Annotated in this window: 22 protein-coding genes; 6 read left to right on the top strand and 16 right to left on the bottom strand. The window is 69.8% G+C overall.

What is annotated here, in order from left to right; all coding sequences use genetic code 11:
• Positions 1 to 315: 315 nt before the first annotated feature.
• From AB0I66_RS22940 to AB0I66_RS22925, 4 genes are all read left to right on the top strand, one after another.
• Positions 316 to 1,524 carry a S8 family peptidase gene (locus tag AB0I66_RS22940; RefSeq protein WP_363209775.1) on the top strand — a complete coding sequence of 403 codons (1,209 nt, stop codon included), beginning with the start codon at positions 316 to 318 and terminating at the stop codon, positions 1,522 to 1,524.
• Between the two features lie 82 nt (positions 1,525 to 1,606).
• Positions 1,607 to 2,170, top strand: a complete 564-nt coding sequence (locus AB0I66_RS22935) for a DUF1697 domain-containing protein (protein WP_363209774.1) — start codon at positions 1,607 to 1,609, stop codon at positions 2,168 to 2,170.
• Positions 2,163 to 2,546: a DUF4440 domain-containing protein gene (locus AB0I66_RS22930; RefSeq protein WP_363209773.1), complete on the top strand. Its 384-nt coding sequence runs from the start codon at positions 2,163 to 2,165 to the stop codon at positions 2,544 to 2,546. Before AB0I66_RS22935 ends, AB0I66_RS22930 begins: the two co-directional genes overlap by 8 nt.
• A 59-nt stretch (positions 2,547 to 2,605) precedes the next feature.
• Positions 2,606 to 3,631, top strand: a complete 1,026-nt coding sequence (locus AB0I66_RS22925) for a 2-dehydropantoate 2-reductase N-terminal domain-containing protein (RefSeq protein WP_363209772.1) — start codon at positions 2,606 to 2,608, stop codon at positions 3,629 to 3,631.
• Here the strand turns inward: AB0I66_RS22925 and AB0I66_RS22920 are convergent.
• The 13 genes from AB0I66_RS22920 to AB0I66_RS22860 all read right to left on the bottom strand — a co-directional run bounded on the left by AB0I66_RS22920 (position 3,624) and on the right by AB0I66_RS22860 (position 14,586).
• The gene (locus AB0I66_RS22920; RefSeq protein WP_363209771.1) at positions 3,624 to 4,133 is read right to left on the bottom strand and encodes a GNAT family N-acetyltransferase; all 510 of its coding nucleotides are present in this window, start codon (positions 4,131 to 4,133) and stop codon (positions 3,624 to 3,626) included. The two genes, AB0I66_RS22925 and AB0I66_RS22920, sit on opposite strands and share 8 nt — an antisense overlap.
• 46 nt (positions 4,134 to 4,179) lie before the next feature.
• Positions 4,180 to 5,037 carry a hypothetical protein gene (locus tag AB0I66_RS22915; RefSeq protein WP_363209770.1) on the bottom strand — a complete coding sequence of 286 codons (858 nt, stop codon included), beginning with the start codon at positions 5,035 to 5,037 and terminating at the stop codon, positions 4,180 to 4,182.
• 11 nt (positions 5,038 to 5,048) lie between these two features.
• The gene (locus AB0I66_RS22910; RefSeq protein WP_363209769.1) at positions 5,049 to 5,819 is read right to left on the bottom strand and encodes a sirohydrochlorin chelatase; all 771 of its coding nucleotides are present in this window, start codon (positions 5,817 to 5,819) and stop codon (positions 5,049 to 5,051) included.
• A 6-nt stretch (positions 5,820 to 5,825) separates the two neighbouring features.
• Positions 5,826 to 6,728, bottom strand: a complete 903-nt coding sequence (locus AB0I66_RS22905) for an ABC transporter permease (protein ID WP_363209768.1) — start codon at positions 6,726 to 6,728, stop codon at positions 5,826 to 5,828.
• A complete protein-coding gene (locus AB0I66_RS22900) occupies positions 6,715 to 7,506 on the bottom strand; it encodes an ABC transporter ATP-binding protein (RefSeq protein WP_363209767.1) in 792 nt (263 codons plus the stop codon). The genes AB0I66_RS22905 and AB0I66_RS22900 overlap by 14 nt, the downstream gene beginning before the upstream one ends.
• A gap of 37 nt (positions 7,507 to 7,543) precedes the next feature.
• Positions 7,544 to 8,674, bottom strand: a complete 1,131-nt coding sequence (locus tag AB0I66_RS22895) for an aliphatic sulfonate ABC transporter substrate-binding protein (RefSeq protein ID WP_363209766.1) — start codon at positions 8,672 to 8,674, stop codon at positions 7,544 to 7,546.
• Positions 8,675 to 8,904: 230 nt separating this feature from the next.
• Complete coding sequence (locus AB0I66_RS22890; protein WP_363209765.1) at positions 8,905 to 10,278, bottom strand: GTP-binding protein; 1,374 nt, start codon at positions 10,276 to 10,278, stop codon at positions 8,905 to 8,907.
• A 2-nt stretch (positions 10,279 to 10,280) separates the two neighbouring features.
• Complete coding sequence (gene cysD, locus AB0I66_RS22885; protein ID WP_363209764.1) at positions 10,281 to 11,219, bottom strand: sulfate adenylyltransferase subunit CysD; 939 nt, start codon at positions 11,217 to 11,219, stop codon at positions 10,281 to 10,283.
• On the bottom strand, positions 11,216 to 11,803 hold the full coding sequence (cysC, locus tag AB0I66_RS22880) for an adenylyl-sulfate kinase (RefSeq protein WP_363209763.1): 588 nt from the start codon (positions 11,801 to 11,803) through the stop codon (positions 11,216 to 11,218). Before cysC ends, cysD begins: the two co-directional genes overlap by 4 nt.
• The gene (locus AB0I66_RS22875) at positions 11,803 to 12,516 is read right to left on the bottom strand and encodes a phosphoadenylyl-sulfate reductase (RefSeq protein WP_363209762.1); all 714 of its coding nucleotides are present in this window, start codon (positions 12,514 to 12,516) and stop codon (positions 11,803 to 11,805) included. Before AB0I66_RS22875 ends, cysC begins: the two co-directional genes overlap by 1 nt.
• Positions 12,513 to 12,692 (bottom strand): hypothetical protein, encoded by a 180-nt coding sequence (locus tag AB0I66_RS22870; RefSeq protein ID WP_363209761.1) that lies wholly within the window; start codon positions 12,690 to 12,692, stop codon positions 12,513 to 12,515. Before AB0I66_RS22870 ends, AB0I66_RS22875 begins: the two co-directional genes overlap by 4 nt.
• The gene (locus AB0I66_RS22865; protein WP_363209760.1) at positions 12,689 to 14,386 is read right to left on the bottom strand and encodes a nitrite/sulfite reductase; all 1,698 of its coding nucleotides are present in this window, start codon (positions 14,384 to 14,386) and stop codon (positions 12,689 to 12,691) included. Before AB0I66_RS22865 ends, AB0I66_RS22870 begins: the two co-directional genes overlap by 4 nt.
• A gap of 116 nt (positions 14,387 to 14,502) precedes the next feature.
• Complete coding sequence (locus AB0I66_RS22860; RefSeq protein WP_323178717.1) at positions 14,503 to 14,586, bottom strand: putative leader peptide; 84 nt, start codon at positions 14,584 to 14,586, stop codon at positions 14,503 to 14,505.
• 231 nt (positions 14,587 to 14,817) lie between these two features.
• Between AB0I66_RS22860 and AB0I66_RS22855 the strand changes: the two genes are divergently transcribed.
• Complete coding sequence (locus AB0I66_RS22855) at positions 14,818 to 18,012, top strand: NACHT domain-containing protein (protein WP_363209759.1); 3,195 nt, start codon at positions 14,818 to 14,820, stop codon at positions 18,010 to 18,012.
• Between the two features lie 87 nt (positions 18,013 to 18,099).
• On the opposite strand, the gene AB0I66_RS22850 is transcribed toward AB0I66_RS22855, so the two are convergent.
• The 3 genes from AB0I66_RS22850 to AB0I66_RS22840 form a co-directional block, all read right to left on the bottom strand.
• Positions 18,100 to 18,663 carry a GNAT family N-acetyltransferase gene (locus AB0I66_RS22850; protein ID WP_363209758.1) on the bottom strand — a complete coding sequence of 188 codons (564 nt, stop codon included), beginning with the start codon at positions 18,661 to 18,663 and terminating at the stop codon, positions 18,100 to 18,102.
• Between the two features lie 54 nt (positions 18,664 to 18,717).
• The gene (locus AB0I66_RS22845) at positions 18,718 to 20,010 is read right to left on the bottom strand and encodes a GAF domain-containing protein (protein WP_363209757.1); all 1,293 of its coding nucleotides are present in this window, start codon (positions 20,008 to 20,010) and stop codon (positions 18,718 to 18,720) included.
• Positions 20,011 to 20,258: 248 nt separating this feature from the next.
• Positions 20,259 to 21,896, bottom strand: coding sequence for an acyl-CoA dehydrogenase family protein (locus AB0I66_RS22840; RefSeq protein ID WP_363209756.1), 1,638 nt, complete (start codon positions 21,894 to 21,896; stop codon positions 20,259 to 20,261).
• A gap of 17 nt (positions 21,897 to 21,913) precedes the next feature.
• Here AB0I66_RS22840 and AB0I66_RS22835 point away from each other — a divergent pair, with 17 nt between their 5' ends.
• Positions 21,914 to 23,050 (top strand): YihY/virulence factor BrkB family protein, encoded by a 1,137-nt coding sequence (locus tag AB0I66_RS22835; RefSeq protein WP_363209755.1) that lies wholly within the window; start codon positions 21,914 to 21,916, stop codon positions 23,048 to 23,050.
• The last annotated feature ends 112 nt before the right edge of the window (positions 23,051 to 23,162 follow it).

Below are 23,162 nucleotides of genomic sequence, written 5' to 3'. Positions count from 1 at the left end.
GGGTCGGCACGATCTCCTCCCTCGGGACCGGAACGTCTCCTCGTCAAGAAGGACTCCGGCCGTCACAAGCCCCTTACATCTATGACGACTTGAGGGATCCGGCCACGAGGTGTCCGATCTGCCGACGGGGGCCCGTTTTGTTATTACAGAACCTTGTTGAACAAGTCACAGGTGTATGTAGGTATTGATCTGCGCGCGTCAATCAGACATGGTTTCGTCCCAACGCCCGGAGATCTTCCGGATCTCGGGGGCCGTTGCAGCGAAGTTTTGAAACCCCCCACATCCCCCCACATCACCACGAGGAGCCCCCTCTTCATGGCAACTCACAAGCGTGTCCGCTCCGTGAAGCTCGTCGCGGCGATAGCCACGGCCGCCACCGCGGTCGGCGTCACCGTCTTCGCCACCTCGTTCGCCGGTGCGGCAACCCCCGCCGAGGGCAAGGTCTACGGAGCGAACGCCAAGGGCGCAGTCTCCGGCAGCTACATCGTCATGCTCGACGAGAAGGCCGACAAGGGCGCCAAGACGGACCTGGCCGAGGAGTACGGCGGCGAGCTCAAGCGGAACTACTCGTCCGCGATCAACGGATTCTCGGCGAAGAGCCTCACCGAGACCGAGGCCAAGCGCCTGGCCGCCGACCCGGCCGTCGGCAAGGTCGTCCAGTCGAAGAAGTTCTCCATCAACGCCACCCAGGACAACCCGCCGTCGTGGGGCCTGGACCGCGTCGACCAGGCGGACACCGCGGGCGACAAGAAGTACACGTACCCGGACGCGGCCGGTGAGGGCGCCACGGCGTACGTCATCGACACCGGCGTCCGCGTCAGCCACAAGGACTTCGGCGGCCGCGCCACGTCCGGCTTCGACGCCGTCGACAACGACGACAACGCGGACGACGGCAACGGCCACGGCACGCACGTCGCCGGCACCATCGCCGGTGACGCGCACGGCGTCGCCAAGAAGGCGAAGATCGTCGCGGTCCGCGTCCTGGACGACCAGGGCTCCGGCACCACCGAGCAGGTCGTCGCGGGCATCGACTGGGTCACCAAGAACCACCAGGGCCCGTCGGTCGCCAACATGAGCCTGGGCGGCGGCGCCGACGAGGCGCTCGACGCGGCGGTCCAGAAGGCGATCGCCTCCGGCGTCACCTTCGCGGTCGCGGCCGGCAACGAGTCATCGGACGCCGGTCAGGGCTCCCCGTCCCGCGTGAAGGAGGCCATCACGGTCGCCTCCTCCACCAAGGACGACGAGCAGTCGGACTTCTCCAACTTCGGCTCGGTCGTGGACATCTACGCCCCGGGCTCGGACATCACGTCCGCCTGGAACACCGACGACAACGCCACCAACACGATCTCCGGCACGTCGATGGCGACCCCGCACGTCGTCGGCGCCGCCGCCGTCTACGTCGCGGCCCACCCGGACGCCAAGCCGGACGCCGTCGCCAAGGCGCTGACCGACGGCGCGACCGCGGACAAGATCTCGAACCCGAGCGAGGGCACGCCGAACAAGCTGCTCAAGGTCGTCGAGTAACACCCGGTCGGGCAACACCCATAAAACCGACGGCCGTCGCGCCCACCCCCACGGGGTGCGACGGCCGTCTTATGGTGTGCGGATGACGGTCAAGGCATACGCGGCGCTCCTGCGCGGCATCAATGTGGGCGGCAACAAGAAGGTGCCGATGGGGGAGTTGCGTCCGCTGCTCTCCGGTCTCGGGTTCGGGGACGTACGCACCCATCTGCAGAGCGGCAACGCGGTCTTCACCAGCGCGGACACCGACGAGGACGCCCTGGCCGCGCGGGTGGCCGAGGCCATCCAGGGGCACTTCGGCTTCGACGTGAGCGTCCTGGTGCGTGACGGCGCCTACCTGAAGGCGGTCGCCGACGCCTGCCCCTTCCCCGCCGCCTCACTCGAAGGCAAGCAACTGCACGTCACGTACTTCTCCGAGCAGGTCGATGCGACCCGGCTCGACTCGATCGATACGGCGGCCTTCCTGCCCGAGGAGTTCCGGCTCGGCGACCGCGCGCTGTACCTCTACGCCCCGGACGGCCTCGGCCGCTCCAAGCTCGGCGAGGTCCTGTCGCGCCCCGCCCTGTTCAAGGGCGTCATCGCCACCAGCCGCAACTGGAACACCGTCGCCAAACTGGTGGAGCTGACGGGAGAGCTGGACCGTGGCTGACCGCACACCCGCCGTCGAGGCGGCCATCGAGGCCGAACTGCGCCTGCTCGCCCCCGAGGTGCGCGCCTCGCCCGAGCTGCTCGGGCAGCTGCTGCACCCGGAGTTCACCGAGTTCGGCACCTCCGGCACGCACTGGGACCGCGCGTCGATCATCAAGGCCCTGACCGAGAGCACGAACAGGACCGGACGCCCGATCATGACCTCCCGGATGCGCGGCGCCCAGCTCGCCGACGACCTCGTGCACCTCACCTTCGACACCGAGAGCAACGGCCGCCTGGCACACCGCAGTTCGCTGTGGCGGCTGTGCGACGGCGAGTGGCTGCTCTGGTTCCACCAGGGAACGCCGTTCACCGCGGAGGGGCCGCCCGGAGCCTGATCACGCCGGAGGCCGCCAGGGGACTGATCTTTCCGGCGCGATGTGCGAGGCTCGGCCCCATGCGCTACATCATCATCGGGGCAGGGGCGATCGGCGGCACCGTGGGCGGGCGCCTCGCCGAGAGCGGACACGACGTGGTCCTCGTCGCGCGAGGTGCGCATTACGAGGCGGTGCGGGAGGGCGGCCTCCGGGTCAGAACCCCCGAGGGGGAGCTGACGCACCGGCTCCCCGTCGTCCAAGATCCCGCCGAACTCGGTGAGTTGCGGGCGGACGACGTGCTGTTCCTCGCCGTGAAGACACAGGACGGCGCGGCCGCGCTCGACACCTGGGCCGGACGCCCGGTGGCGGGCGGCGGCACGGCGGGCGAGCTCCTTCCGCTGGTCTGCGCGCAGAACGGCGTGGAGAGCGAGCGCATCGCGCTGCGCCGCTTCCGGCGGGTGTACGGGATGTGCGTGTGGCTGCCCGCCGCGCATGTCGAGCCGGGCTCGGTCTCAGCGGCAGGTGCCCCTTACACGGGCATACTGCACATCGGCCGCTACCCACGGGGCACGGACGACACGGCCCGGCTCATCTCCGCCGGCCTGGAGAAGTCGAAGCTGCTCTCGCCGGTCGTGGCGGACGTGATGCGCTGGAAGTACGGCAAGCTGCTCGCGAACCTGGCCAACGCCGTCGAGGCGGTCACGGGCGTCCTCTCCGGCGAAGAGGCCATCGCGCTCTACCGCAGGGCCCGCGCGGAGGGCGAGGCGGTGCTCGCCGCCGCCGGCATCGAGGCGGTCGGCGAGCAGGAGCAGAAGGAGGCCCGCGGCGACCGCATCCGCTTCGAGCCCTTCGACGGCTCGGAACGCGGCGGCGGTTCGTCCTGGCAGAGCCTGAGCCGGGGCACGGGCACCATCGAGGCGGACTACCTCAACGGCGAGATCGCCCTGCTCGGCCGCCTGCACGGAGTGCCGACGCCGGTGAACGACACCCTCCAGTCGGTGGCGAACGCCTTCGCGCGGGAGCGGCGCGAGGCTGGGTCGATGCCGGTGAGCGAACTTCTGGGCCTTGTGGCCGGCGCGGAGGAGCGGCAGGAGCGGGTCAGCTGAGCACCGAGGTCATCAGGAGCGTGGTGCGGCCGTTGTCCTCCGCCACAGAGCGGCCCTGGGTGAAGCCGAGGCGCTTGAGGACGGTGAGGGAGGCGATGTTCTCCGCGTCCACCGTCGCGTGCACCTCGCTCAGGGCCAGCGTCTGATGGCCGTACGCGGTGAGCAGGCGGGCGAGCTCCGTGCCCAGCCCCATGCCCCAGCTGCCCCGGAAGAGGCCGTAGACGATCTCGTGGCCGTCGAGCCAGGGCTCGGGCGACGGCTTGATCTCCGCGTGGCCGATGTAGCGCCCCTCGTGCCGCACCGCCCACACCGGGAACTGGTTCTCGGCGTATATGAGGCCGAAGATCCGGCGGAACAGCGCGTGGGTCTGCTCCACGCTCTGCATCCCGTCCCCGAACCAGCGGCCCACGGCCTCCTCCTGGAGGAGCGCGACGAACTGTTCCTCGTCGGCGGCGACATAGGGGGACAGACTCAGGCGCTCGGAACGGAGTACGGGGGTCATCGGCGTGACGGTAGGCGCACGGGCGGCACTTCAGCAACCCGATTGACTAATTCGTGGGACGCGGAAGACCGATCGGATTGGGGAAGGGGATGATCTCCGTCGCCAGTATCTGCCGCGCCGGCCGTTCCAGTGCCGCCAGGAGCGTGTCCGCGTCGCGTGCGGCCAGCGGGCGCAGCAGGCGCGCCGACAGGCGGTCCGTGGCGTCCTCGATCAACTCGCGCTCGGTGCGGCCGTGTTCGGTGATGTGCCCGTCGCCGTCCACCAGACCGCGCCCGCGCAGCCGGTCCACCGCCTGCTCCCACTCCTGCTCCTCCCACCCCCGGTCGTGCCGGATGGTGTCGTGGTCCACGCGGCCCGTCGCGGCGGCGAGCACCAGCGCCTCGCAGGCGTCGAGGCCATGGTCGGCGAGCGCGGCGACATGCGCGTCGCCCCGGAACTCCCGTACGCAGGTGACCAGTTGCCAGAGCCGCTGCACCGGGTCGGTCCGTTCGCTCACGTCACGGTTGGCCGTGAACAGCGGGCGGGCAAGGGACGGGGCGTCCTCGACCATCGCGGTGAGCGGCGGACAGAGCGCGAGGGCCTGGTCGTCGATGCCGGGGACCAGCGCGCGCAGGGCCCGCGCGGTGTAGGCGGCGCGCTCCTCCACTATCCGGCCGGGCGACACGTACTGCCAGGCGGACGGAAGGGCCCGCTCCACCATGTCCGGGGCGAACACACCGAGCGCGGCCGTCGCCGGACCCGACTCGACCGGGCCCATGGGAGCCGTACGGGCCGCGAAGTAGCCCATCCAGAAGCCTTTGAGGCCCAGCGCCCTGCCCAGGTCCCGGCAGCGCTCCTCGAAGTAGATCACGGCGTGCAGGGGCTCGGTCCGCAGCCAGAGCGTGCGGGATCTGGAGAGGGTCATGAACCCACAAGCTAGGCCAGCACGGGAACCCGCGCCACCCGCCCGACCACACCGTTCTCGGCGCATGCCTCGTCGTAACGCCTCACGAGCAGCCGCGCCAACCCCGCCGAGGGGCCGAGGACTTGGGCCAGTACGTCGGCTTCGGCGGCGCCGCGCTCGATGCGGTCAGGCAGAAAACCCGGCGCGATGACATAGGGAGCCACCGCCACCCTGCGCACCCCGAGAGCGCGCAGCTCCCGCACGGCGTCCTCCGTGCGGGGCAGAGATGCGGAGGCGAACGCAGGCCGCACGGCGCACCAACCGGTGTGCCGCCACTCCCGCGCGATTTCAGCGATCACTGCGATCGCCTCCGGGTCGGAGGACCCCGCCGAGGCCAGCACGACCCCGGTCGAGGACTTGTCGGCGGGGATGAGACCCGCCTCGTACAACCGCTGGTCCAGGGCGGTCAGGAGCAGAGGGGAGGGGCCGAGCACCGCCGCCTGCCGGATGCGCAGGCGGGGCGGTGCCTGACTCAGGACCGCGGGGATGTCCGACTTCGCGTGGAACGCCCGCGTCAGGAGCAGGGGGAGGGCGATCACGTCGCGTACCCCCTCGGCGTCCAGGGATTCCAGAACCTCGGGGACCGAGGGCGAGTTGAAGTCCAGGAAGCCGGTCTCCACCCGCAGCCCCGGCCGCTGTTCCCGCACCCGGCGCACCAGGGCGCGCACCGTCGCGGCATGCCGCGGGTCGCGGCTGCCGTGGGCGACGACGAACAGGACGGGACGGGAGGGACGGGCGTACATCGTGGGTCAGCTCCTCACGAGGAGTCCGCGGCTGCGCAGCACGCGCCGCTCAAGGGGGCTGAAGATCAGCAGGTCGATGGCGATGCCGACGATCAGGATGAGGAGGATCGCGAAGAACACCTGAGACATGCTGCTGTTCGTGCGGCCCGCCTCCAGGAGCTGACCGAGCCCCATGCCCAGGTCGGGCGACTGCGCGATGATCTCCGCGGCCATCAGCGAGCGCCAGGAGAAAGCCCAGCCCTGCTTCAGGCCGGCCAGGTAGCCGGGCAGCGCGGCGGGCATGACGATGTGCCAGGTGTGACGCAGCCCCGTCGCGCCCAGCGTGCGCCCGGCCCGCAGGAACAGCGGGGGCACCTGGTCGACGCCCGCGACCAGGCCGTTGGCGATCGAGGGGACCGCGCCGAGCAGGATCACCGCGAACATCATCTGGTCGTTGAGACCCAGCCAGATCACGGCGGGCGGCACCCACGCCACCGAGGGGAGCGACTGCAGGCCCGACAGGATGGGGCCGATCGCGGCCCTGACGAACCGCACCCGGGCCACGATCAGACCGAGCGGCGTACCGATGGCGAGTGCCATCAGGAAGCCGAGCAGACCCCGCGACACGGACGTCCAGATGTACTCCAGGAGCGTGCCCTGGAGCCAGGCTTCCTCGACCTCGTCCCAGACGGCGGAGGGCGCGGGCAGCTTGTAGGAGTCGGTGACCTTCGCCCACACCAGGACCTGCCAGACCACGAGCACCAGCACGATGGCGGTGACCGGCGGCAGGATCTTCTGGACGAAGGTCTGGCGGAAGGGGACGCGCCGGGTCTGGACCGCGTCCAGCGCGTCCAGGCCCGCCTCCAGACCTGCCAGGTCCTGACTGCTGTCCCTCTCGGTCTTGTCGACCGGAGTGTCAGTGCTGGCCATGTCGGCGGATCTCCCCACGCAGTTGTTCGGTGATCTCGACGGACAGTTCCGCGACGGCGGAGTCCTCGATGCGGCGCGGGTGGGGGATGTCGACACGCCACTCGTGCGCCACCCGGCCGGGACGCGACGAGAGGAGCACGACGCGCTCGGCGAGGCGCACGGCCTCGCGCACGTTGTGCGTGACGAAGAGGACGGAGACGTTCGTCTCGCGCCAGATGCGGGTCAGCTCGTCGTGCAGGACGTCACGCGTGATCGCGTCGAGCGCCGCGAACGGCTCGTCCATCAGCAGGATCTTGGCGTCCTGTGCGAGCGCGCGGGCCAGCGCCACCCGCTGGCGCATGCCGCCCGACAGCTCGTGCACCCGCTTGCCGTACGCCCCCTGGAGGCGTACGAGACCCAGGAGCTCCTCGGCCCGCTCGCGCCGCTCGGCCTTGGCGACGCCGCGCAGCTTCAGGGCGAGCTCGATGTTCTTGCCCGCGGTCAGCCACGGGAACAGCGCGTGCTCCTGGAACATCAGGGCGGGGCGGCCGTCGGTGGCGATGTCGCCCGCCGTCGGCTTGTCGAGCCCGGCCACCAGATTGAGCAGCGTCGACTTGCCGCAGCCGGAGGCTCCCAGGAGGGTGACGAACTCGCCCGGAGCGACATCGAGCGTGATGTCGTCCAGGACGAGCTGCTGCCCGGCGGGTGTGGCGAAGGACTTCGAGACATGCTCGATCCGGGCTGCGTGCGGGGCGGCCGTGATGTCTTCCGCCGCCTTGGCGAGGGTGGGTGTCGCCATGGTCGTCACCTCCTGGGAAATGATCCGGTTTCCGGGGTTACTTGACGCCGAGGCCGGCGTCGTCGACAGCGGACTTGCCCTCGCCCTTGAGGACCTTGTTCAGCGGTTTGAGGTCGTAGATGCCCTTGAGGTTCGGCTTCTCCAGGAGGCCCGCCTTGACCGCGTGATCGGCCTCGGAGCCGAGCGTGGCGGCCAGCGGGTCATCGGTGGTCTGGATGGACTTCCACGCCGGGTCGATGACCTCGGCGGGCAGCTCCTTGCCGGACGCCTCCTTGAGGGCCGCGTTGGCGGACGCCTTCGCCTTCTCCGGGTTGTCCTTGATCCACTGGTTGGTCTTCACCGAACCGCGCAGAACGGCCTCGACGACCTTCGGGTGCTTCTTGAGGAAGTCCTGCGACACGATGATGTTCGTGATCACGAACTTCTTGTCCGGCCACAGGTCGGCCTCGTCGAGGATCGCCTTGCCGCCCTCGGCGACCAGCTTGGACGCGGTCGGCTCCGGCACCCAGGCGCCGTCGATGGAACCGGACTTGTAGGCGTCAGGGGTGATCTTGTTGTCGGTGCGGACCACCGAGACATCGCCCTTGCCGCTCTCCGCGTCGACCTTCCAGCCCTTTTCCTTGATCCAGTTGAGGAAGGCGACGTCCTGGGTGTTGCCGAGCTGCGGCGTCGCGATCTTCTTGCCCTTGACGTCGTCCAGGGACTTGATCTTGTCCGGGTTGACCACCAGCTTCACGCCACCGGACGCCGAGCCGCCGATGATGCGCAGGTTCTTGCCCTGGGACTTGGTGTAGCCGTTGATGGCGGGCGACGGGCCGATCCAGCCGATGTCGATCGACTTCGAGTTCAGCGCCTCGATCTCCGACGGACCCGCGTTGAACTGCGTGTACTTGGCCTCCGTCGCGCCCAGTTCCTTCTGGAACAGGCCCTCCTGGTCACCGACGAGCGCGGTGGCGTGCGTGAGGTTCGGGAAGTACCCGATCTTCACCTCGTCGAGGCCCTCGATCTTCTTCGCACCCGCGGCCACCTCGGCCTTGTCGTCCTTGTCGTCCGCGGAGGACCCGTACCCGCAGGAGGTGAGCACCACGGCGAGCAACGGCAGGGCGGCGACGGCGGCCAGGGCACGTCGGCCCCCGGTGGTGCGTGGAGTGCGGAAGCTGGCAGACACGGGAGGTGGTCCTCTCGTCGGCCCGGTCCCTACGCCCTCAGGGCGTGGCCGGGAGATCGGCAGGTTTTCGTCTTCGCAGGTGGAACTCGCGGGGGGTGTGGGCGCGCAAGCGGTGCGCGTACGTCACTACGCACATCGCCCGACTCCGCCCTGCCCCGCGCCGAGGGCGCCGCTGCCGACGCGGCCGCCCTCCTTCGCGAAGGTCGAGAAATAGTCGATCGTGGCCATGGTCAGAAGTCCCAGCCCTCGTCGTCCGCGGCCTTCTTGGCCTCTTCGACCGTCTCGACGGTCTCGGCGAACGCGTCTCCCGCCATGCCGGCCGCGAGCGTCGTGCCGTCGGCCGGGTCGATCAGCAGGAACGAACCGGTGCGGCGCGAGGCCGCGTACGAGTCGACGGCGATCGGCTCGGCGGTGCGCACCACGACGCGGCCGATGTCGTTGGCGACCAGCTGCCCCGGCTCCGGGTGCTGGGAGAGGTCGTCCAGGGTGAGCCGCGAGGGGATCTCCTTGACGATCGCCTTGACCGTGCGGGTGGTGTGCTTGAGCAGCACCCGCTGGCCGACGGTCAGCGCGGTGTCCGCGACGTGGCAGACCGTCGCCGTGAGGTTCTGCGAGGTCGCCGGCTGGTCACCGCTCGGCACGATCAGGTCGCCGCGCGCGATGTCGATGTCGTTCTCCAGGAGCAGCGTCACGGACTGCGGCGTCCACGCGACGTCCACAGGCGTGCCGAGGAGGTCGATGCCCGCGATCTTCGACGTCTTGCCCGAGGGGAGCACGGTCACGGACTCGCCGACCCGGAAGGTGCCCGCCGCGATCTGACCCGCGTAGCCCCGGTAGTCGGGGTGCTCCGCGGTCTGCGGGCGGATCACGTACTGGACGGGCAGGCGTGCGTGGCAGGAGGTCAGGTCGTGGCTGACCGGGACCGTCTCCAGGTGCTCAAGGACGGTGGGGCCGCCGTACCAGTCCATGTTGGAGGACGGCTCCACCACGTTGTCGCCGGCGAGCGCCGAAATGGGGATCGCGGTGATCTCCGGGACGCCCAACTCGCTCGCGTACGCGGTGAATTCCTCGGCGATCCTCGCGAAGACGGTCTCCTCGAAGTCGACGAGGTCCATCTTGTTCACGGCGAGCACCACGTGCGGGACGCGCAGCAGTGCGGCGACGGCGGCGTGCCTGCGGGTCTGCTCGATGACGCCGTTGCGGGCGTCGACCAGGACCACGGCGAGGTCGGCCGTCGAGGCGCCGGTGACCATGTTCCGCGTGTACTGCACGTGCCCCGGGGTGTCGGCGAGGATGAACCGGCGCTGCGGGGTCGCGAAATAGCGGTAGGCGACGTCGATGGTGATGCCCTGCTCGCGCTCGGCCCGCAGGCCGTCGGTGAGCAGCGCCAGGTCGGGCGCCTCGGCGCCGCGGCTGGCGGAGGCGCGCTCCACGGCCTCCAACTGGTCGGTGAGGACCGACTTGGAGTCGTGCAACAGCCGTCCCACGAGGGTGGACTTGCCGTCGTCGACGGAGCCCGCGGTGGCGAACCGCAGCAGGGTGGTGGCCGACAGCTGCTCGGCGGAGAGCGGCTGCGCCTTGTCGGGTTCGGTGGTGCTGGTCATGTTTAGAAGTACCCCTCGCGCTTGCGGTCTTCCATCGCGGCCTCGGACATCTTGTCGTCGGCGCGGGTGGCGCCACGCTCGGTGAGCCGGGACGCGGCGATCTCGGTGATGACGGCGTCCAGCGTGGTGGCGTCGGAGTCGACGGCTCCGGTGCAGGACATGTCGCCGACGGTGCGGTAGCGGACGAGCCGCTTCTCGACCGTCTCGTCGTCCTTGGGGCCGCCCCACTCACCGGCGGTCAGCCACATGCCGGAGCGCGCGAACACGTCCCGCTCGTGCGCGAAGTAGATCCCGGGAAGCTCGATGCCCTCACGGGCGATGTACTGCCAGACGTCCAGCTCGGTCCAGTTGGAGATCGGGAACACGCGGACGTGCTCGCCGGGGGCGTGGCGGCCGTTGTAGAGCTGCCACAGCTCGGGGCGCTGGCGGCGCGGGTCCCACTGCGAGAACTCGTCCCGCAGCGAGAAGACCCGCTCCTTGGCGCGGGCCTTCTCCTCGTCACGGCGTCCGCCGCCGAAGACCGCGTCGAACTTCTCGCTCTGGATCTTCTCCGTGAGCGGCACGGTCTGGAGCGGGTTGCGCGTCCCGTCGGGGCGCTCGCGCAGCTTGCCCGCGTCGATGTACTCCTGCACGGAGGCGACGTGCAGCCGCAGGCCGTGCTCGGCGACGACGCGGTCGCGGTACTCGAGCACCTCGGGGAAGTTGTGCCCGGTGTCGACGTGGAGCAGCGAGAAGGGGATCGCCGCGGGGGCGAACGCCTTCAGCGCGAGGTGCAGCATGAGGATCGAGTCCTTGCCGCCGGAGAAGAGGATCACCGGCCGCTCGAACTCGCCCGCCACCTCGCGGAAGATGTGCACCGCCTCGGACTCAAGGGCGTCCAGGTGGGACAGCGCGTACGGGCTGTCCGTCTCCTCGGTCACTGTGGCCACGGTCGTGGTCATGCCAGACCCCTTTCGATGAGCAGCGCGCGCACGGCCGCCGCGGACTCCTGCACGGTCTGGTCCTGGGACTCGATGCGCAGATCGGGTGACTCGGGTGCCTCGTACGGGTCGTCGACCCCCGTGAGCCCGGAGATCTCGCCGGCCGCCTGCTTGGCGTACAGACCCTTCACGTCGCGTACGGAGCAGACCTCCACCGGAGTGGCCACATGGACCTCCAGGTAGGGCGTGCCGCCCGTCTGGTGGCGCTTGCGCACCGCCTCACGGCTGTCCGCGAAGGGCGCGATCACCGGCACCAGGACCTTCACGCCGTTACGGGCGAGCAGTTCGGCGACGAAGCCGATGCGCTGCACGTTCGTGTGCCGGTCCGCGCGGCTGAAGCCGAGGCCCGCCGAGAGGAACTCGCGGATCTCGTCGCCGTCGAGCACCTCGACCCGGTGGCCGTCCTCGCCCAGCTTGCCCGCGAGTTCGTAGGCGATGGTGGTCTTGCCCGCGCTGGGCAGGCCGGTGAGCCAGATGGTGGCTCCGGTGGTCACGCGCTTCTCCGATTCGTGTCGAGGCTCTGTCGCGTTCTGCGGCTCTGTCATCAGTGGATCCCGCACTCGGTCTTGGCGTTGCCCGACCAGCGTCCCGCGCGGGCGTCCTCGCCCTCCAAGAGGCGGCGGGTGCAGGGCGCGCAGCCCACGGAGCCGTAACCGTCCATGAGGAGGGGGTTGGTGAGAACGCCGTGTTCGTTGACGTAGGCGTCCACGTCGTCCTGCGTCCAGCGGGCGATCGGCGAGACCTTGACCTTGCGGCGCTTCTCGTCCCAGCCGACGACCGGGGTGTTCGCCCGGGTGGGGGACTCGTCGCGGCGCAGGCCCGTCGCCCACGCGGCGTACGAAGTCAGGCCCTCCTCAAGGGGCTTGACCTTCCGCATGGCGCAGCACAGGTCGGGGTTGCGGTCGTGCAGCTTCGCACCGAACTCGGCGTCCTGCTCGGCGACCGTCTGCTTCGGCGTGAGCGTGATGACGTTGACGTCCATCACGGCGGCCACGGCGTCACGGGTGCCGATGGTCTCCGGGAAGTGGTAGCCGGTGTCGAGGAACACGACGTCCACGCCGGGGCGGGCGCGCGAGGCGAGGTGGGCGACGACGGCGTCCTCCATGGAGGAGGTCACGCAGAAGCGCTCGCCGAAGGTGTCGACGGCCCACCGGAGGATATCCAGGGCGGAGGCGTCCTCCAGGTCACGCCCGGCCTGCTCGGCGAGTGCCTTCAACTCGTCGTCCGTGCGCTGTTCTTGCTCCTGAGCGGTCGTCATATCTGTTCCCCTCCACCGTTGTCGCGCTGAACTCCCTGGGCGAGCAGCCCGAGGAACTTCAACTGGAAGGCTCGATTGCATGCGGCGCATTCCCAGGCGCCGTGACCGGTCTCGTTCGGGCGCAGGTCCTCGTCACCGCAGTAGGGGCAGTGGAAGGGGGCGGCACGCTCGCTCACGAGAGGGCCTCCTCGCTGGCGCGGGCCACCCAGGTGGCGAAGCGCTCGTCGTCCGCGCGCTCCTCCTCGAAACGCTTGAGGACCCGCTCGACGTAGTCGGGCAACTCGGCCGAAGTGACCTTCAGGCCACGGACCTTGCGGCCGAATCCGGCCTCCAGGCCCAGCGCGCCGCCCAGGTGCACCTGGAAACCCTCGACCTGATTGCCCTCGCCGTCGAGGACCAACTGCCCCTTCAGGCCGATGTCGGCGACCTGGATACGGGCGCAGGCGTTCGGGCAGCCGTTGATGTTGATGGTGATCGGCTGGTCGAACTCCGGGATGCGGCGCTCCAGTTCGTCGATGAGCTGGGAGCCGCGCGCCTTGGTCTCGACGATCGCCAGCTTGCAGAACTCGATGCCGGTGCATGCCATGGTGCCGCGCCGGAAGGGCGAAGGGCTGACCCGCAGATCAAGAGCCTCGAGCCCGGCGACGAGGGACTCGACCTGGGCTTCCTCCACGTCGAGCACGATCATCTTCTGCTCGGCGGTGGTACGGAGCCGCCCCGAGCCGTGGGCGTCCGCGACATCGGCGATCTTCGTGAGTGTCGCGCCGTCCACGCGGCCGACGCGGGGGGCGAACCCGACGTAGAAGCGGCCGTCGTTCTGCCGGTGCACGCCGAGGTGGTCGCGCCAGGTCCCGGCAGGCTGCTCGGGCGCAGGCCCGTCGACAAGATTCCGCTTGAGGTACTCGTCCTCCAGGACCTGCCGGAACTTCTCGGGCCCCCAGTCGGCGACGAGGAACTTCAGGCGGGCGCGGTTGCGCAGCCGCCGGTAGCCGTAGTCGCGGAAGATGCCGATGACGCCGGTCCACACCTCGGGCACCTCGTCGAGCGGCACCCAGGCGCCGAGCCGCACACCCAGCTTCGGGTTGGTGGAGAGCCCGCCGCCGACCCAGAGGTCGAAGCCGGGCCCGTGCTCGGGGTGATTGACCCCTACAAAGGCGACGTCATTGATCTCGTGCGCGACATCGAGCTGCGGCGACCCCGAGATGGCCGTCTTGAACTTGCGGGGCAGGTTCGAGAACTCGGGACTGCCGATGAAGCGGCGCTGGATCTCGTCGATGGCGGGCGAGCCGTCGATGATCTCGTTCGCGGCGACACCGGCGACGGGCGAACCGAGGATGACGCGGGGCGTGTCACCGCAGGCCTCGGTGGTGGAGAGCCCCACGGCCTCGAGCCGCTCCCAAATGGCGGGGACGTCCTCGATGCGGATCCAGTGGTACTGCACGTTCTGCCGGTCGGTGAGGTCGGCGGTCCCGCGCGCGAACTCCTGCGAGATCTCGCCGATGACCCGCAGCTGCTCGGTGGTCAGCCGACCACCGTCGATGCGCACCCGGAGCATGAAGTACTCGTCATCCAGCTCCTCCGGCTCCAGGATCGCGGTCTTGCCGCCGTCGATGCCCTGCCGGCGTTGGGTGTAGAGCCCCCACCAGCGCATACGCCCACGAAGATCGTTCGGGTCGATCGAGTCGAACCCACGCTTGGAGTAGATCGTCTCAATGCGTGTCCGCACATTGAGACCGTCGTCGTCCTTCTTGAACTGTTCGTTCCCGTTGAGCGGCGTGAAGTGTCCCACGGCCCACTGGCCCTCACCACGGTGACGGCTCGCCTTGCGCCGGGGCGCGGCAGTCGTGGGCTTTTCAGGGGTGGCAGCCATGGCTATACGTCCTTCAAGGCGGGCTGAGGGCGGCTCTCAACTGCGCACTTCGCGCTGAGGGCGCGGCGGTGCGGAGGGGAGTGATCAGAAAGAGGGAGTCGTCGGCGCTGTTGCTGTCAGCTCGCCGGACACATGGCGCTGGACATGCGGCAGAGATCGACGTGACGCCGACTCACCAAGGCAATTCCAGTGCGATCCATGACGGAAGCGTGTCACGGGACTTTCGGCCCAGTCCACCACTGTCCGAAGTGTGGACGTTGTTGTCCCACCTGATGAGACAGAGTGACGTGGGTCACTTTGACCGGCTGTCGCCCTATCCTGCTGAGCAGGCGTATGGGCCGAGGGGGGTTCTCGTGTGGGGACAGGCGTGGGGATGGCTGGCCACTTGGGCGGTGTCCGGCCTCGCGGTGCTCGGGGCCTCCATTGTGGCCGTGGCCAACGACGCCTTCAAGGGCTGGCTGACGGGCCTGCCCGGCAGGCTCCTGTTCGCCTGCGGCGGGGAGCGACGGTTCCTGGACCGCTACGCCGCCGACCTCCACGCCCGCCACCACGAGGTCCCGACCCCCTTCGCGGTCCCGTCCGGCCCCGACGTAAAGATCTCGGTCGCGTCTGTATACGTCCCTCTCCGAGCGGCCGAAGGCATCTCCTCGCGAGGCCCGGCCGGAGCCGAGGCCCTGGGCTGGGAGGCGGTGGACGCGCTCCTGGCCGCCGGCAAGAAGGTGATCGTCTGCGGCGACCCCGGCGCGGGCAAGAGCATGTACCTCCGGCGGGCGGTGCTGGCGTGGGCGGAGTCATGGGGCGCGGGCGCTGCCGAGGGGGACCGCCGGGCCGTGCGCGTGAGGCGCGGGGGCGGGCGTCGCGGGAGCGGGCGTCGCGAGGCCCGGCCGGAACGTGTCCCCGTACTCCTGGAACTGCATGAGCTGAAGCCGGACGCGATCGTGTCCGGAGCTCTCGACGTCGTAGCGCTCCTCACCCAGCACTTCGCCAGCCCGGCGGGACGCAATGTTCCCGCGCGCTGGATCGAGACTCAGCTGCTCGCCGGCCGCATCACGCTCTACCTGGACGGCCTCGACGAGGTCCCGGCGGCGGAGCGGTACGACCTGGTGCACTGGATCAAGAGGGTCGCGAGGAAGTACCCCGCAGCCGGGATGCTTGTCACCTGCCGGACGGCCGTGTACCCCGCGCACCGCGAGCATCTCAAGGAGACGGTCGACCGCTCGCTGGCGATCCAGGAGTTCACCGATCTCCACATCCACCAGTTCCTACGGGGCTGGCGCTGGCCGGAGCGCACGGCGCCGGACTCCGTCGAACGCCTCCTGAAGGCGCTGGGCGAGGTCCCCCGCCTGATGTCACTCGCCCGCAACCCCCTCCTTCTGACGGCGATCGCCTACCTCTACAGCTACGTCTATCCGGACACCGACAAGGAACTGCCCCGCACCCGGGCGGAGTTCTACCAGCAGGTGTCCGACGCCTTCGTCGACGACCGCGGCCGACAGGGCGAGTTCGACAGCGAACTGAAGCGTGCGGTGCTGTGCAATGCAGGCCTCAGGGCCCAGGACGCCCTCGCCGAGTCGGCCGACCGCCGGAGCGCCGACGAGGGAGTGGGCCGTGAGTTTCCCGCCGGGGTGCTGATGGAATGGGTCGCGCAGGCGCTGGAGCGGCAGCACGAGACGCCGGACAAGGCCCGGCGCGTGATCGACGAGATCTCTGTACGAAGCGGTCTCCTCAGCAAGATCGAGAACGGCCGCTACTACCAGTTCGCCCACATCTCCCTCCAGGAGTACCTGGCAGCCGAGGCCCTCGCCGACGACTGGCCCGCGCTGCTCACCCGCTATGACGCGGACCCCGAGCGCTGGCGGGAGACGGTCCGCCTGTGGTGCGGGGTGACCCGCCGCGACTGCTCGCCGATGATCTCGGACTTACGGGGGCGTGATCTGCTCCTTTCGTTCCAGTGCTTGGCGGAAGCGCGGTACGTGGACGGGGCCTTGACCCGGGAGATGGTCCGTGATGCGGGCGCGCACCTCGGATCGGGCGACGCGTCGGGCGCGGCGCTGGAGGCGGCGCTGGGGGTAGCGGCCACGGGCCCGGCGGTCACGTCGGACGCGGTGTTCGCGCTCCTCGAACCGCTTGCCAGCGCCCCGTCCACACCGGGAGCGGTACGCGACGCAGCGATCCGGGCCCTCGCCGCGACGGCGTCCCCGCGCGCGGCGCGTTGTCTCGCTCCCTTGCTCGATCACTGCGCGGCGGCGAGTGCTGCAGTGGCGAGCATGGGTGACATCGCGGTGCCGGCCCTGAGGGAAGTCGCGCTGGCGGGGAGTGGGCTTGCTGTCGACGCGCTCGGGGTGGTGGGAACCGGACGGGCGGCGGTGGCGTTGGCGGTTGTCATGGCCACGAACACCGACGTGAATGTGGCCTTACGCGGCCGATGCGCTGTCCTGCTCGGCGGCCTCGTCGCGGAACATGAGGTGGAGGAGGCGCTGCGGGAGGCGAAACCCCAACTCTTCGACGAGCTGATGCCGCCTGGCCTGCTGGCGAGGCTGAGCGGCCACCCGCGCGTTTGGGCCCCTTTCGCGGAGAGCGTCGACGACCCGATCATCCCGGTGATGGGTCTGGTCGCGGGACTGGTCGGGCAGGCTTTCGAGGAGGGTGAACTGCCGGCGGAGGCGAGACTCGACGCACGGCTGGCAGCGGCCTTGCTGCTTCCCTCCCATGGTGTGCGGGGCAACTTGGAGTTACCGGCCGGCTCCGTACATCTCGAAGAGCTGGAGGGCTTGCTGGGGTATCCAAGCACCGCCTTCCGCATCGATTCGCGTTATGCGGGCGCAGTGCCTCAATCCGTCCATATGCAGTTGGGGCAGGATCTGGTCTTTGCAAGGTTCCCCGTGGCCAAGCCCGTCGAGGCAGGAGGCCACGACGACGTGTACCAACTGTGCCGCCGGGCGATGACCTCTTCGGGGGATGCGGCCGAGCGCACGTTACGTCTGCTGGACGAACTTCCGGTCACCGAGCGCCTGCGCACGCTCGGTCTCTGGTGGCTCGGCGATCGCATGCAGCCGCATCTGTGGGAGACCTGCGCAGAACCGCCGCCGGACGCCGACTACGACTTCGACGAGAGCTGGCACTACCGGCTCGTGTTCGGCCTACTCGTCGCGCTTTCGGCGGTGGCGGGAGTCCGTGCCGTGCTCGCCGCGCTGATGGTGGACGGCTGGGGGCCTTGGTGGCTGGGCTGGGCCGCCCTCGGCGCGATCATCTTCGGCTGGCTTGCGCTGTGGCTCGGCCAGACGTCGGACGACAGCGAGGAACTCATGCTGGCGACTGTTCCTCTGCTCAGCAGTTACATATACGGGGGTCCCGAGGGCGCGGAGGAGTGGCGGCAGGTGCTCAGCGGTCTGGTGTTCCTGCCCGCCACGGCGGTTTACTCCTTCGTGGCGTGGTCCGGCTGGTGGGGAATTCCCACGGCGATCGCCCTCTCGGTGACGGTCGTCGTTGTCGGCATGCTGGCGGTACTGCGTGGAGCCGTCCGTGATCACCGAGCGCGTCAGGCCTGGGGCGCTCCACATCGAGCGGTGCACGAAATCGTCACCGTCCTGCGTCGTCGCGCGGCGGGCGGGGGAGTGGCCGAGTAGGCGCGATTTACAAGAAAGTCCCGGCTGTATCCCTGTGCTCACGGTGCAGGACGGGAGTTTTCTGCTACGCGACGGACCTTGCCCCCCTCACGCCCCCGGCCAAGGGCCGGGCGTCGCCACGTCCGGCTCTTCCTCGACCTTCGTGTCGAAGAGCTTGAAGCCGCGCCGCAAGTAATTGTCCATCGCGTGTTCGCCGTCCTTGGAGCACGTGTGGAGCCACACCCGCTTGGTGGGGGTGAGCTCTGGCCAGCGCTCGGACAGGTCCCACGCGCGGCGGACGCCCTGGGAGAGCAGGTGGCCGCCGATGCGGCGGCCCCGGAAGGCGGGGATGAGGCCGAAGTAGACGATCTCGACCACGCCCTCCTCGCGGGCTGCGAGTTCCACGTATCCCGCGGGTGTCCCCTTCTCGTACGCCACCCAGGTCTCGACGCCCGGCCTGCCGAGCTCCTCCTGCCACTGGGCGTAGGAGAGGGAGAGGCGGTCCGTCCAGCGGATGTCGCCGCCCACGGAGGCGTACAGGAAGCGGCTGAACTCCGGGGAGGGGATCTCGGCCCGGACGATCCGTACGTCGTCGCCCTCGGGTGCGGCGGCGGGCAGCAGGTCGGTGGGAGCGGTCTGCTCCAGCGACCAGGTGGTGACAGTGAGGCTCATGCCGGTCAGAGAATCATGGGGGTGGAGTGGTGGCCAAGGCGGGCGCTTCCGTACTCAAGGTTCCGGCACCCTGCGTGCCTCTCGGACCGCCGGTGCCGTTGAGTGCGGCAGCAAGTGGGCCGGGTGCTCCGGGAGGATCACCTCCACGTCCACGTCCTCCGGGAAGCGGTAGGGGCGGTGGGCGAGCAGGGGACCCAGGTAGCGGCGGACCCGGGAGATCTCGGCGCGGACCGTGACCGTGCGCGCCGGGTCGCCGAACATGTCCTCGGCGAGTCCCGAAGCGCTGCGGCCCTTGCGATGGGTGGCGAGGAGGAAGAGCAACTCCGCGTGCCGCGGGCTCAGTTCACGCGTCCAGCCGCCCGCCCCGCCGCCCTCCACGGTGACCGACCAGCGGTGCGGGCCCCGCACGTCCAGGATGACCCGCGTCGCGGTCAGCGGCTGCGGGTCCTCCTCGACGCGCAGCAGCCAGCCGCCGGGCAGTGGCTCCACCGCGCAGGTGCCGAGCGAGGGCAGCCATAGGTGGCCCGCGGTCATGGCCTTGGGGAGGGGGAGCCGGTCCGTGGGCGGCATTCCTGTAACCGCCGCGGTCCACCCGTGGACGTCCACCGCCACGGCGCGCCCACCAAGGCGCGCGAGGACCGGCGCAGCCACCGAGCGCAGCCGGTCGAGCGCCGCCACGTGGGTCTCCCGCAGCCGCGCCTCGGCGAGCTTGGCCACCGAGTCGACCAGGGCGAGCGTCGCCGGATGCATCGTGTTCAGCGGACCGCTGATGTCGACCACGCCGAGGAGGCGGCCGTCACGGGGATCGGTGATGGGCGCGCCCGTGCACGTCCACGCGTGATGCGTCTCCACGAAGTGCTCGGCGGAGAAAACTTGTACGGGACGGCGGACGACGAGCGGTGTCCCTATGCCGTTGGTGCCGACGACGGCCTCGTTCCAGTCGGCGCCCAGTTCGAAGCCGAGCGAGTCCGCCTTGCGCAGCACCGGGGAGCTGCCCTCGCGCCACAGCACCCGGCCGTCCGCGTCACAGACGACCATGATGTGGTGCGCCGCGTCCGCCACGGTGACCAGCGCGTCCCGCAGCACGGGCATGATCTCCGTCAGCGGCGACGCGCGCCGGCGCTCCTCCAGTTCCTCCACACCGAGCAGCCGGGAACGGAAGTCGTGGTCGGGGTCGACCCCGACGAGCTTCATGCGCGCCCAGGACTCCTCGATCACGGGACGGGGCAGCATGCGAGGCCGCTGACCCGCCAGCGACGCCTGGCGGACACCCGCGAGCAGTCGGGCGGCCTGAGCACAGTCCATGGCGGAGATCCTCGCGAGGTCGATCGTCGAAGTCACGTTCATGACCGGTCCTTCCCGAGCAGAGCCAGTGCGTCGGGGGCATTCACACATCGTGCCCCCTCGGCGTCCGCAAGGGTATTGGTTCAGTAATGAACTGTTGGCTTGCAACCGTCTGCAACTCTCGCGAACGGCCGTACGGAGATCGAAGCTGATGTGCAACGCCGTTCGCGGCGTTGACGCTCCTCAACGGGGCTTGAGAGCGGGGGTGGTGCCGTGTCGGCGCAGCACCACCCCCGCGACTCTCCGGACGTCTAGGCCTCGCGCGGAGCCGCCCGTTCCACCACGGCGGCCAGATCGAGGGTGTGCGGCAGCGTCCCGAACGCCGAGCCCCAGTCCCCGCCGAGCCGCGAGGCACAGAACGCGTCGGCCACCTCCGAAGGCGCGTACCGCACGAGCAGCGACCCCTGGAGCACCAGGGCCATCCGCTCCACGAGGCGCCGCGCCCGCGCCTCCACGCCGTCCAGGTCGGCCAGTTCGGTGAGCAGCCCCTTGATCGCGCCGTCCAGGCGGTGATCGGCGCCGCGCGCGCTGCCCACCTCCTGGAGGAAAGCGTTCAGGGCCTGCGGCTCCCGTTGCAGCGCACGCAGCACGTCGAGCGCCTGTACGTTCCCCGAGCCCTCCCAGATGGAGTTGAGCGGCGACTCGCGAAGGAGCCGCGGCATCCCCGACTCCTCGACGTAGCCGTTGCCGCCGAGCACCTCCAGGGCCTCCACCACGAGCGGCGTGCAGCGCTTGGTCACCCAGTACTTCGCGGCCGGCACCGCGATGCGCAGGAAGGCCCGCTCCTGCTCGCTCCCGTCGTCGTACGCGGCCGCCAGGCGCAGCGCGAGGGTCGTGGAGGCCTCCGACTCCAGGGCGAGATCCGCAAGGACGTTGCGCATGAGCGGCTTGTCGATGAGCTTGCCGCCGAAGGCCTCGCGGTACGTGGCGTGGTGCACGGCCTGCGCGACGGCCTGCCGCATGAGCGACGCGGAGCCGATGACGCAGTCGAGCCGCGTGGCCGCCACCATCTCGATGATGGTGCGCACCCCGCGCCCCTCGTCCCCGACCCGGCGCGCCCACGTCTCGTCGAACTCGACCTCGCTCGACGCGTTCGACTTGTTGCCCAGTTTGTCCTTCAGGCGCTGGATGGCGAAGGCGTTCCGCGTGCCGTCCTCAAGGACCCGCGGCACGAGGAAGCAGGTGAGACCCGCGTCGGTCTGCCCGAGCACGAGAAAGCCGTCGGACATGGGGGCGGAACAGAACCACTTGTGCCCGGTGAGTTCATAGGCGCCCTCCTCCGCCAGGGCACGCGCGCGCGTCGTGTTCGCGCGTACGTCGCTGCCGCCCTGTTTCTCCGTCATGCCCATCCCGAAGAGCGCTCCGGCCTTCTGCGAGGCGGGCCGCATGCCTTCGTCGTAGACGAGCGAGGTGAGCCGGGGCTCCCACACGGCGGCGAGCGCGGGGTCGGCCCGCAGCGCGGGAACGGCGGCGTGCGTCATCGAGACCGGGCAGCCGTGCCCCGCCTCGACCTGCGACCACACCAGGAACCCGGCGGCGCGCCGCAGATGCCCGCCCGGACGCGACCAGGCGGTGGTCAGACCCGACGACACCGCCTTGCCGAGCAGCCGGTGCCACGCGGGGTGGAAGGCGACCTCGTCGATGCGATTCCCATAGCGGTCATGGGTGTGCAGAACGGGCGGATTCTCGTTGGCGAGGAACCCCCATTCGCGCGCCTGCTCCGATCCCGCGGTGCGCCCGAGTTCGGAGAGTTGCTCGCGGGCGGTGTCGAGGAGCGCGGGGTCGAGATGCCGTTCGACCCCTTCCGTGAGCGCGCGGTCAGACGTAAAGACGTCATATCCCACCAGGGGCGGAGCCTGGTTGGTCACTGTGTGGGTGGTGGCTGCCATGCCGCTACGGTAAGGAGGTGCACCAGGCAAATGAAACACCCGGGAGGCCGTCGGGCCGCTGGAACCGGGCCCGCGCTCTCTACAGCAACGTCTCCAAGCGCAGGACTGCCTGGCTGCTGCTCAAGGACACGGTCAACTCATGCGTGGAGTACCGCATCCTGGGGCTCGCCGCCGAGGCGGCCTTCTTCACGCTGCTCTCGGTGCCGCCGCTGCTCCTGAGCCTGATCGGGCTGCTCGCGTACGTGGACCGGTGGACCGGCGCGAACACGATCGCCAGCGTCGAGAACAACATCCTCGAGGCCTCCCGCACGGTCCTCTCCGACCGGGGCGTCAGCCAGATCGCGCAGCCGATACTGGAGGACGTCATGCGGGTCGGCAGGCCCGACGTCATCTCCATCGGTTTCGTCTTCGCCCTGTGGTCGGGCTCGCGCGCCGTGAACGTCTTCATCGACACGATCACGGTGATGTACGGCCTGGACGGCGCGCGCGGCATCGTCAAGACCCGCCTCCTGGCGTTCGGCCTGTTCATCGTGGCGCTGCTGATCGGTTCGGTCGCGCTGCCGCTGATGGTGGCGGGCCCCGACGCGGTGGTGAAGCTGGTGCCCGGCTCCACGACGGTGGTGCAGATCCTGTACTGGCCGGTGGTGACGCTGCTCTCGGTGGTGTTCCTGACGACGCTGTACCACGTGTCGGTGCCGGTGCGTTCGCCCTGGGTGGAGGACATGCCGGGTGCGCTGATCGCCCTGGGGATGTGGGTGCTCGGCAGCTTCCTGCTCCGGATCTACCTCACGAGCACGGTCGAAGGGCCCACGATCTACGGCTCGTTGGCGGCACCGGTGGCGGTGCTCCTGTGGATCGGTGTGTCGGCGTTCGCGGTCCTTGTGGGAGCGGCGGTGAACGCCGCGATCGACCGGGTGTGGCCCTCCGTCGCCACGGCCGCCGCGCGAGCGGCCAACGATCGGATCCGGGAGGCGCGGGCGGTGGAGATGGTGGCGCGTGCGGCGGCCGCGCGGGAGGCCTCGCAGGACCCGGACGACCCCGACATGCCGTCGGAGTTCCCGGAGCGGTGGTCCCGCTTCCTGCCGCCGGACGACGTCTCCTCACGGCTGCGGACGCATGTGAAGAAGCCCGGGGGGAACGAGGAGAAGTCCTGAACGCCGGTCGGGGGGGTTATACACCCCCCCCCGCGGTTTTTGGCAAGTGCCGCGCGCCGGGCGCGGTTTTTGGGAGGGGGGGGGGTGGGGTTCTTTTAACACATACAAGACG

Source organism: Streptomyces sp. NPDC050439, assembly GCF_040655335.1.
GTDB lineage: Bacteria > Actinomycetota > Actinomycetes > Streptomycetales > Streptomycetaceae > Streptomyces.
This window is presented reverse-complemented; position numbering and strand designations above follow the sequence as displayed.

Bases quoted from the DNA above. Each gene is read 5' to 3' on its own strand.
- AB0I66_RS22890 (WP_363209765.1), bottom strand. From the start codon at position 10,278: ATGACCAGCACCACCGAACCCGACAAGGCGCAGCCGCTCTCCGCCGAG.
- AB0I66_RS22940 (WP_363209775.1), top strand. From the start codon at position 316: ATGGCAACTCACAAGCGTGTCCGCTCCGTGAAGCTCGTCGCGGCGATA.
- cysC (WP_363209763.1), bottom strand. From the start codon at position 11,803: ATGACAGAGCCGCAGAACGCGACAGAGCCTCGACACGAATCGGAGAAG.
- AB0I66_RS22845 (WP_363209757.1), bottom strand. From the start codon at position 20,010: ATGAACGTGACTTCGACGATCGACCTCGCGAGGATCTCCGCCATGGAC.
- AB0I66_RS22925 (WP_363209772.1), top strand. From the start codon at position 2,606: ATGCGCTACATCATCATCGGGGCAGGGGCGATCGGCGGCACCGTGGGC.
- AB0I66_RS22860 (WP_323178717.1), bottom strand. From the start codon at position 14,586: ATGGATCGCACTGGAATTGCCTTGGTGAGTCGGCGTCACGTCGATCTC.
- cysD (WP_363209764.1), bottom strand. From the start codon at position 11,219: ATGACCACGACCGTGGCCACAGTGACCGAGGAGACGGACAGCCCGTAC.
- AB0I66_RS22915 (WP_363209770.1), bottom strand. From the start codon at position 5,037: ATGACCCTCTCCAGATCCCGCACGCTCTGGCTGCGGACCGAGCCCCTG.
- AB0I66_RS22935 (WP_363209774.1), top strand. From the start codon at position 1,607: ATGACGGTCAAGGCATACGCGGCGCTCCTGCGCGGCATCAATGTGGGC.
- AB0I66_RS22905 (WP_363209768.1), bottom strand. From the start codon at position 6,728: ATGGCCAGCACTGACACTCCGGTCGACAAGACCGAGAGGGACAGCAGT.
- AB0I66_RS22850 (WP_363209758.1), bottom strand. From the start codon at position 18,663: ATGAGCCTCACTGTCACCACCTGGTCGCTGGAGCAGACCGCTCCCACC.
- AB0I66_RS22900 (WP_363209767.1), bottom strand. From the start codon at position 7,506: ATGGCGACACCCACCCTCGCCAAGGCGGCGGAAGACATCACGGCCGCC.
- AB0I66_RS22840 (WP_363209756.1), bottom strand. From the start codon at position 21,896: ATGGCAGCCACCACCCACACAGTGACCAACCAGGCTCCGCCCCTGGTG.
- AB0I66_RS22875 (WP_363209762.1), bottom strand. From the start codon at position 12,516: ATGACGACCGCTCAGGAGCAAGAACAGCGCACGGACGACGAGTTGAAG.
- AB0I66_RS22865 (WP_363209760.1), bottom strand. From the start codon at position 14,386: ATGGCTGCCACCCCTGAAAAGCCCACGACTGCCGCGCCCCGGCGCAAG.
- AB0I66_RS22920 (WP_363209771.1), bottom strand. From the start codon at position 4,133: ATGACCCCCGTACTCCGTTCCGAGCGCCTGAGTCTGTCCCCCTATGTC.
- AB0I66_RS22910 (WP_363209769.1), bottom strand. From the start codon at position 5,819: ATGTACGCCCGTCCCTCCCGTCCCGTCCTGTTCGTCGTCGCCCACGGC.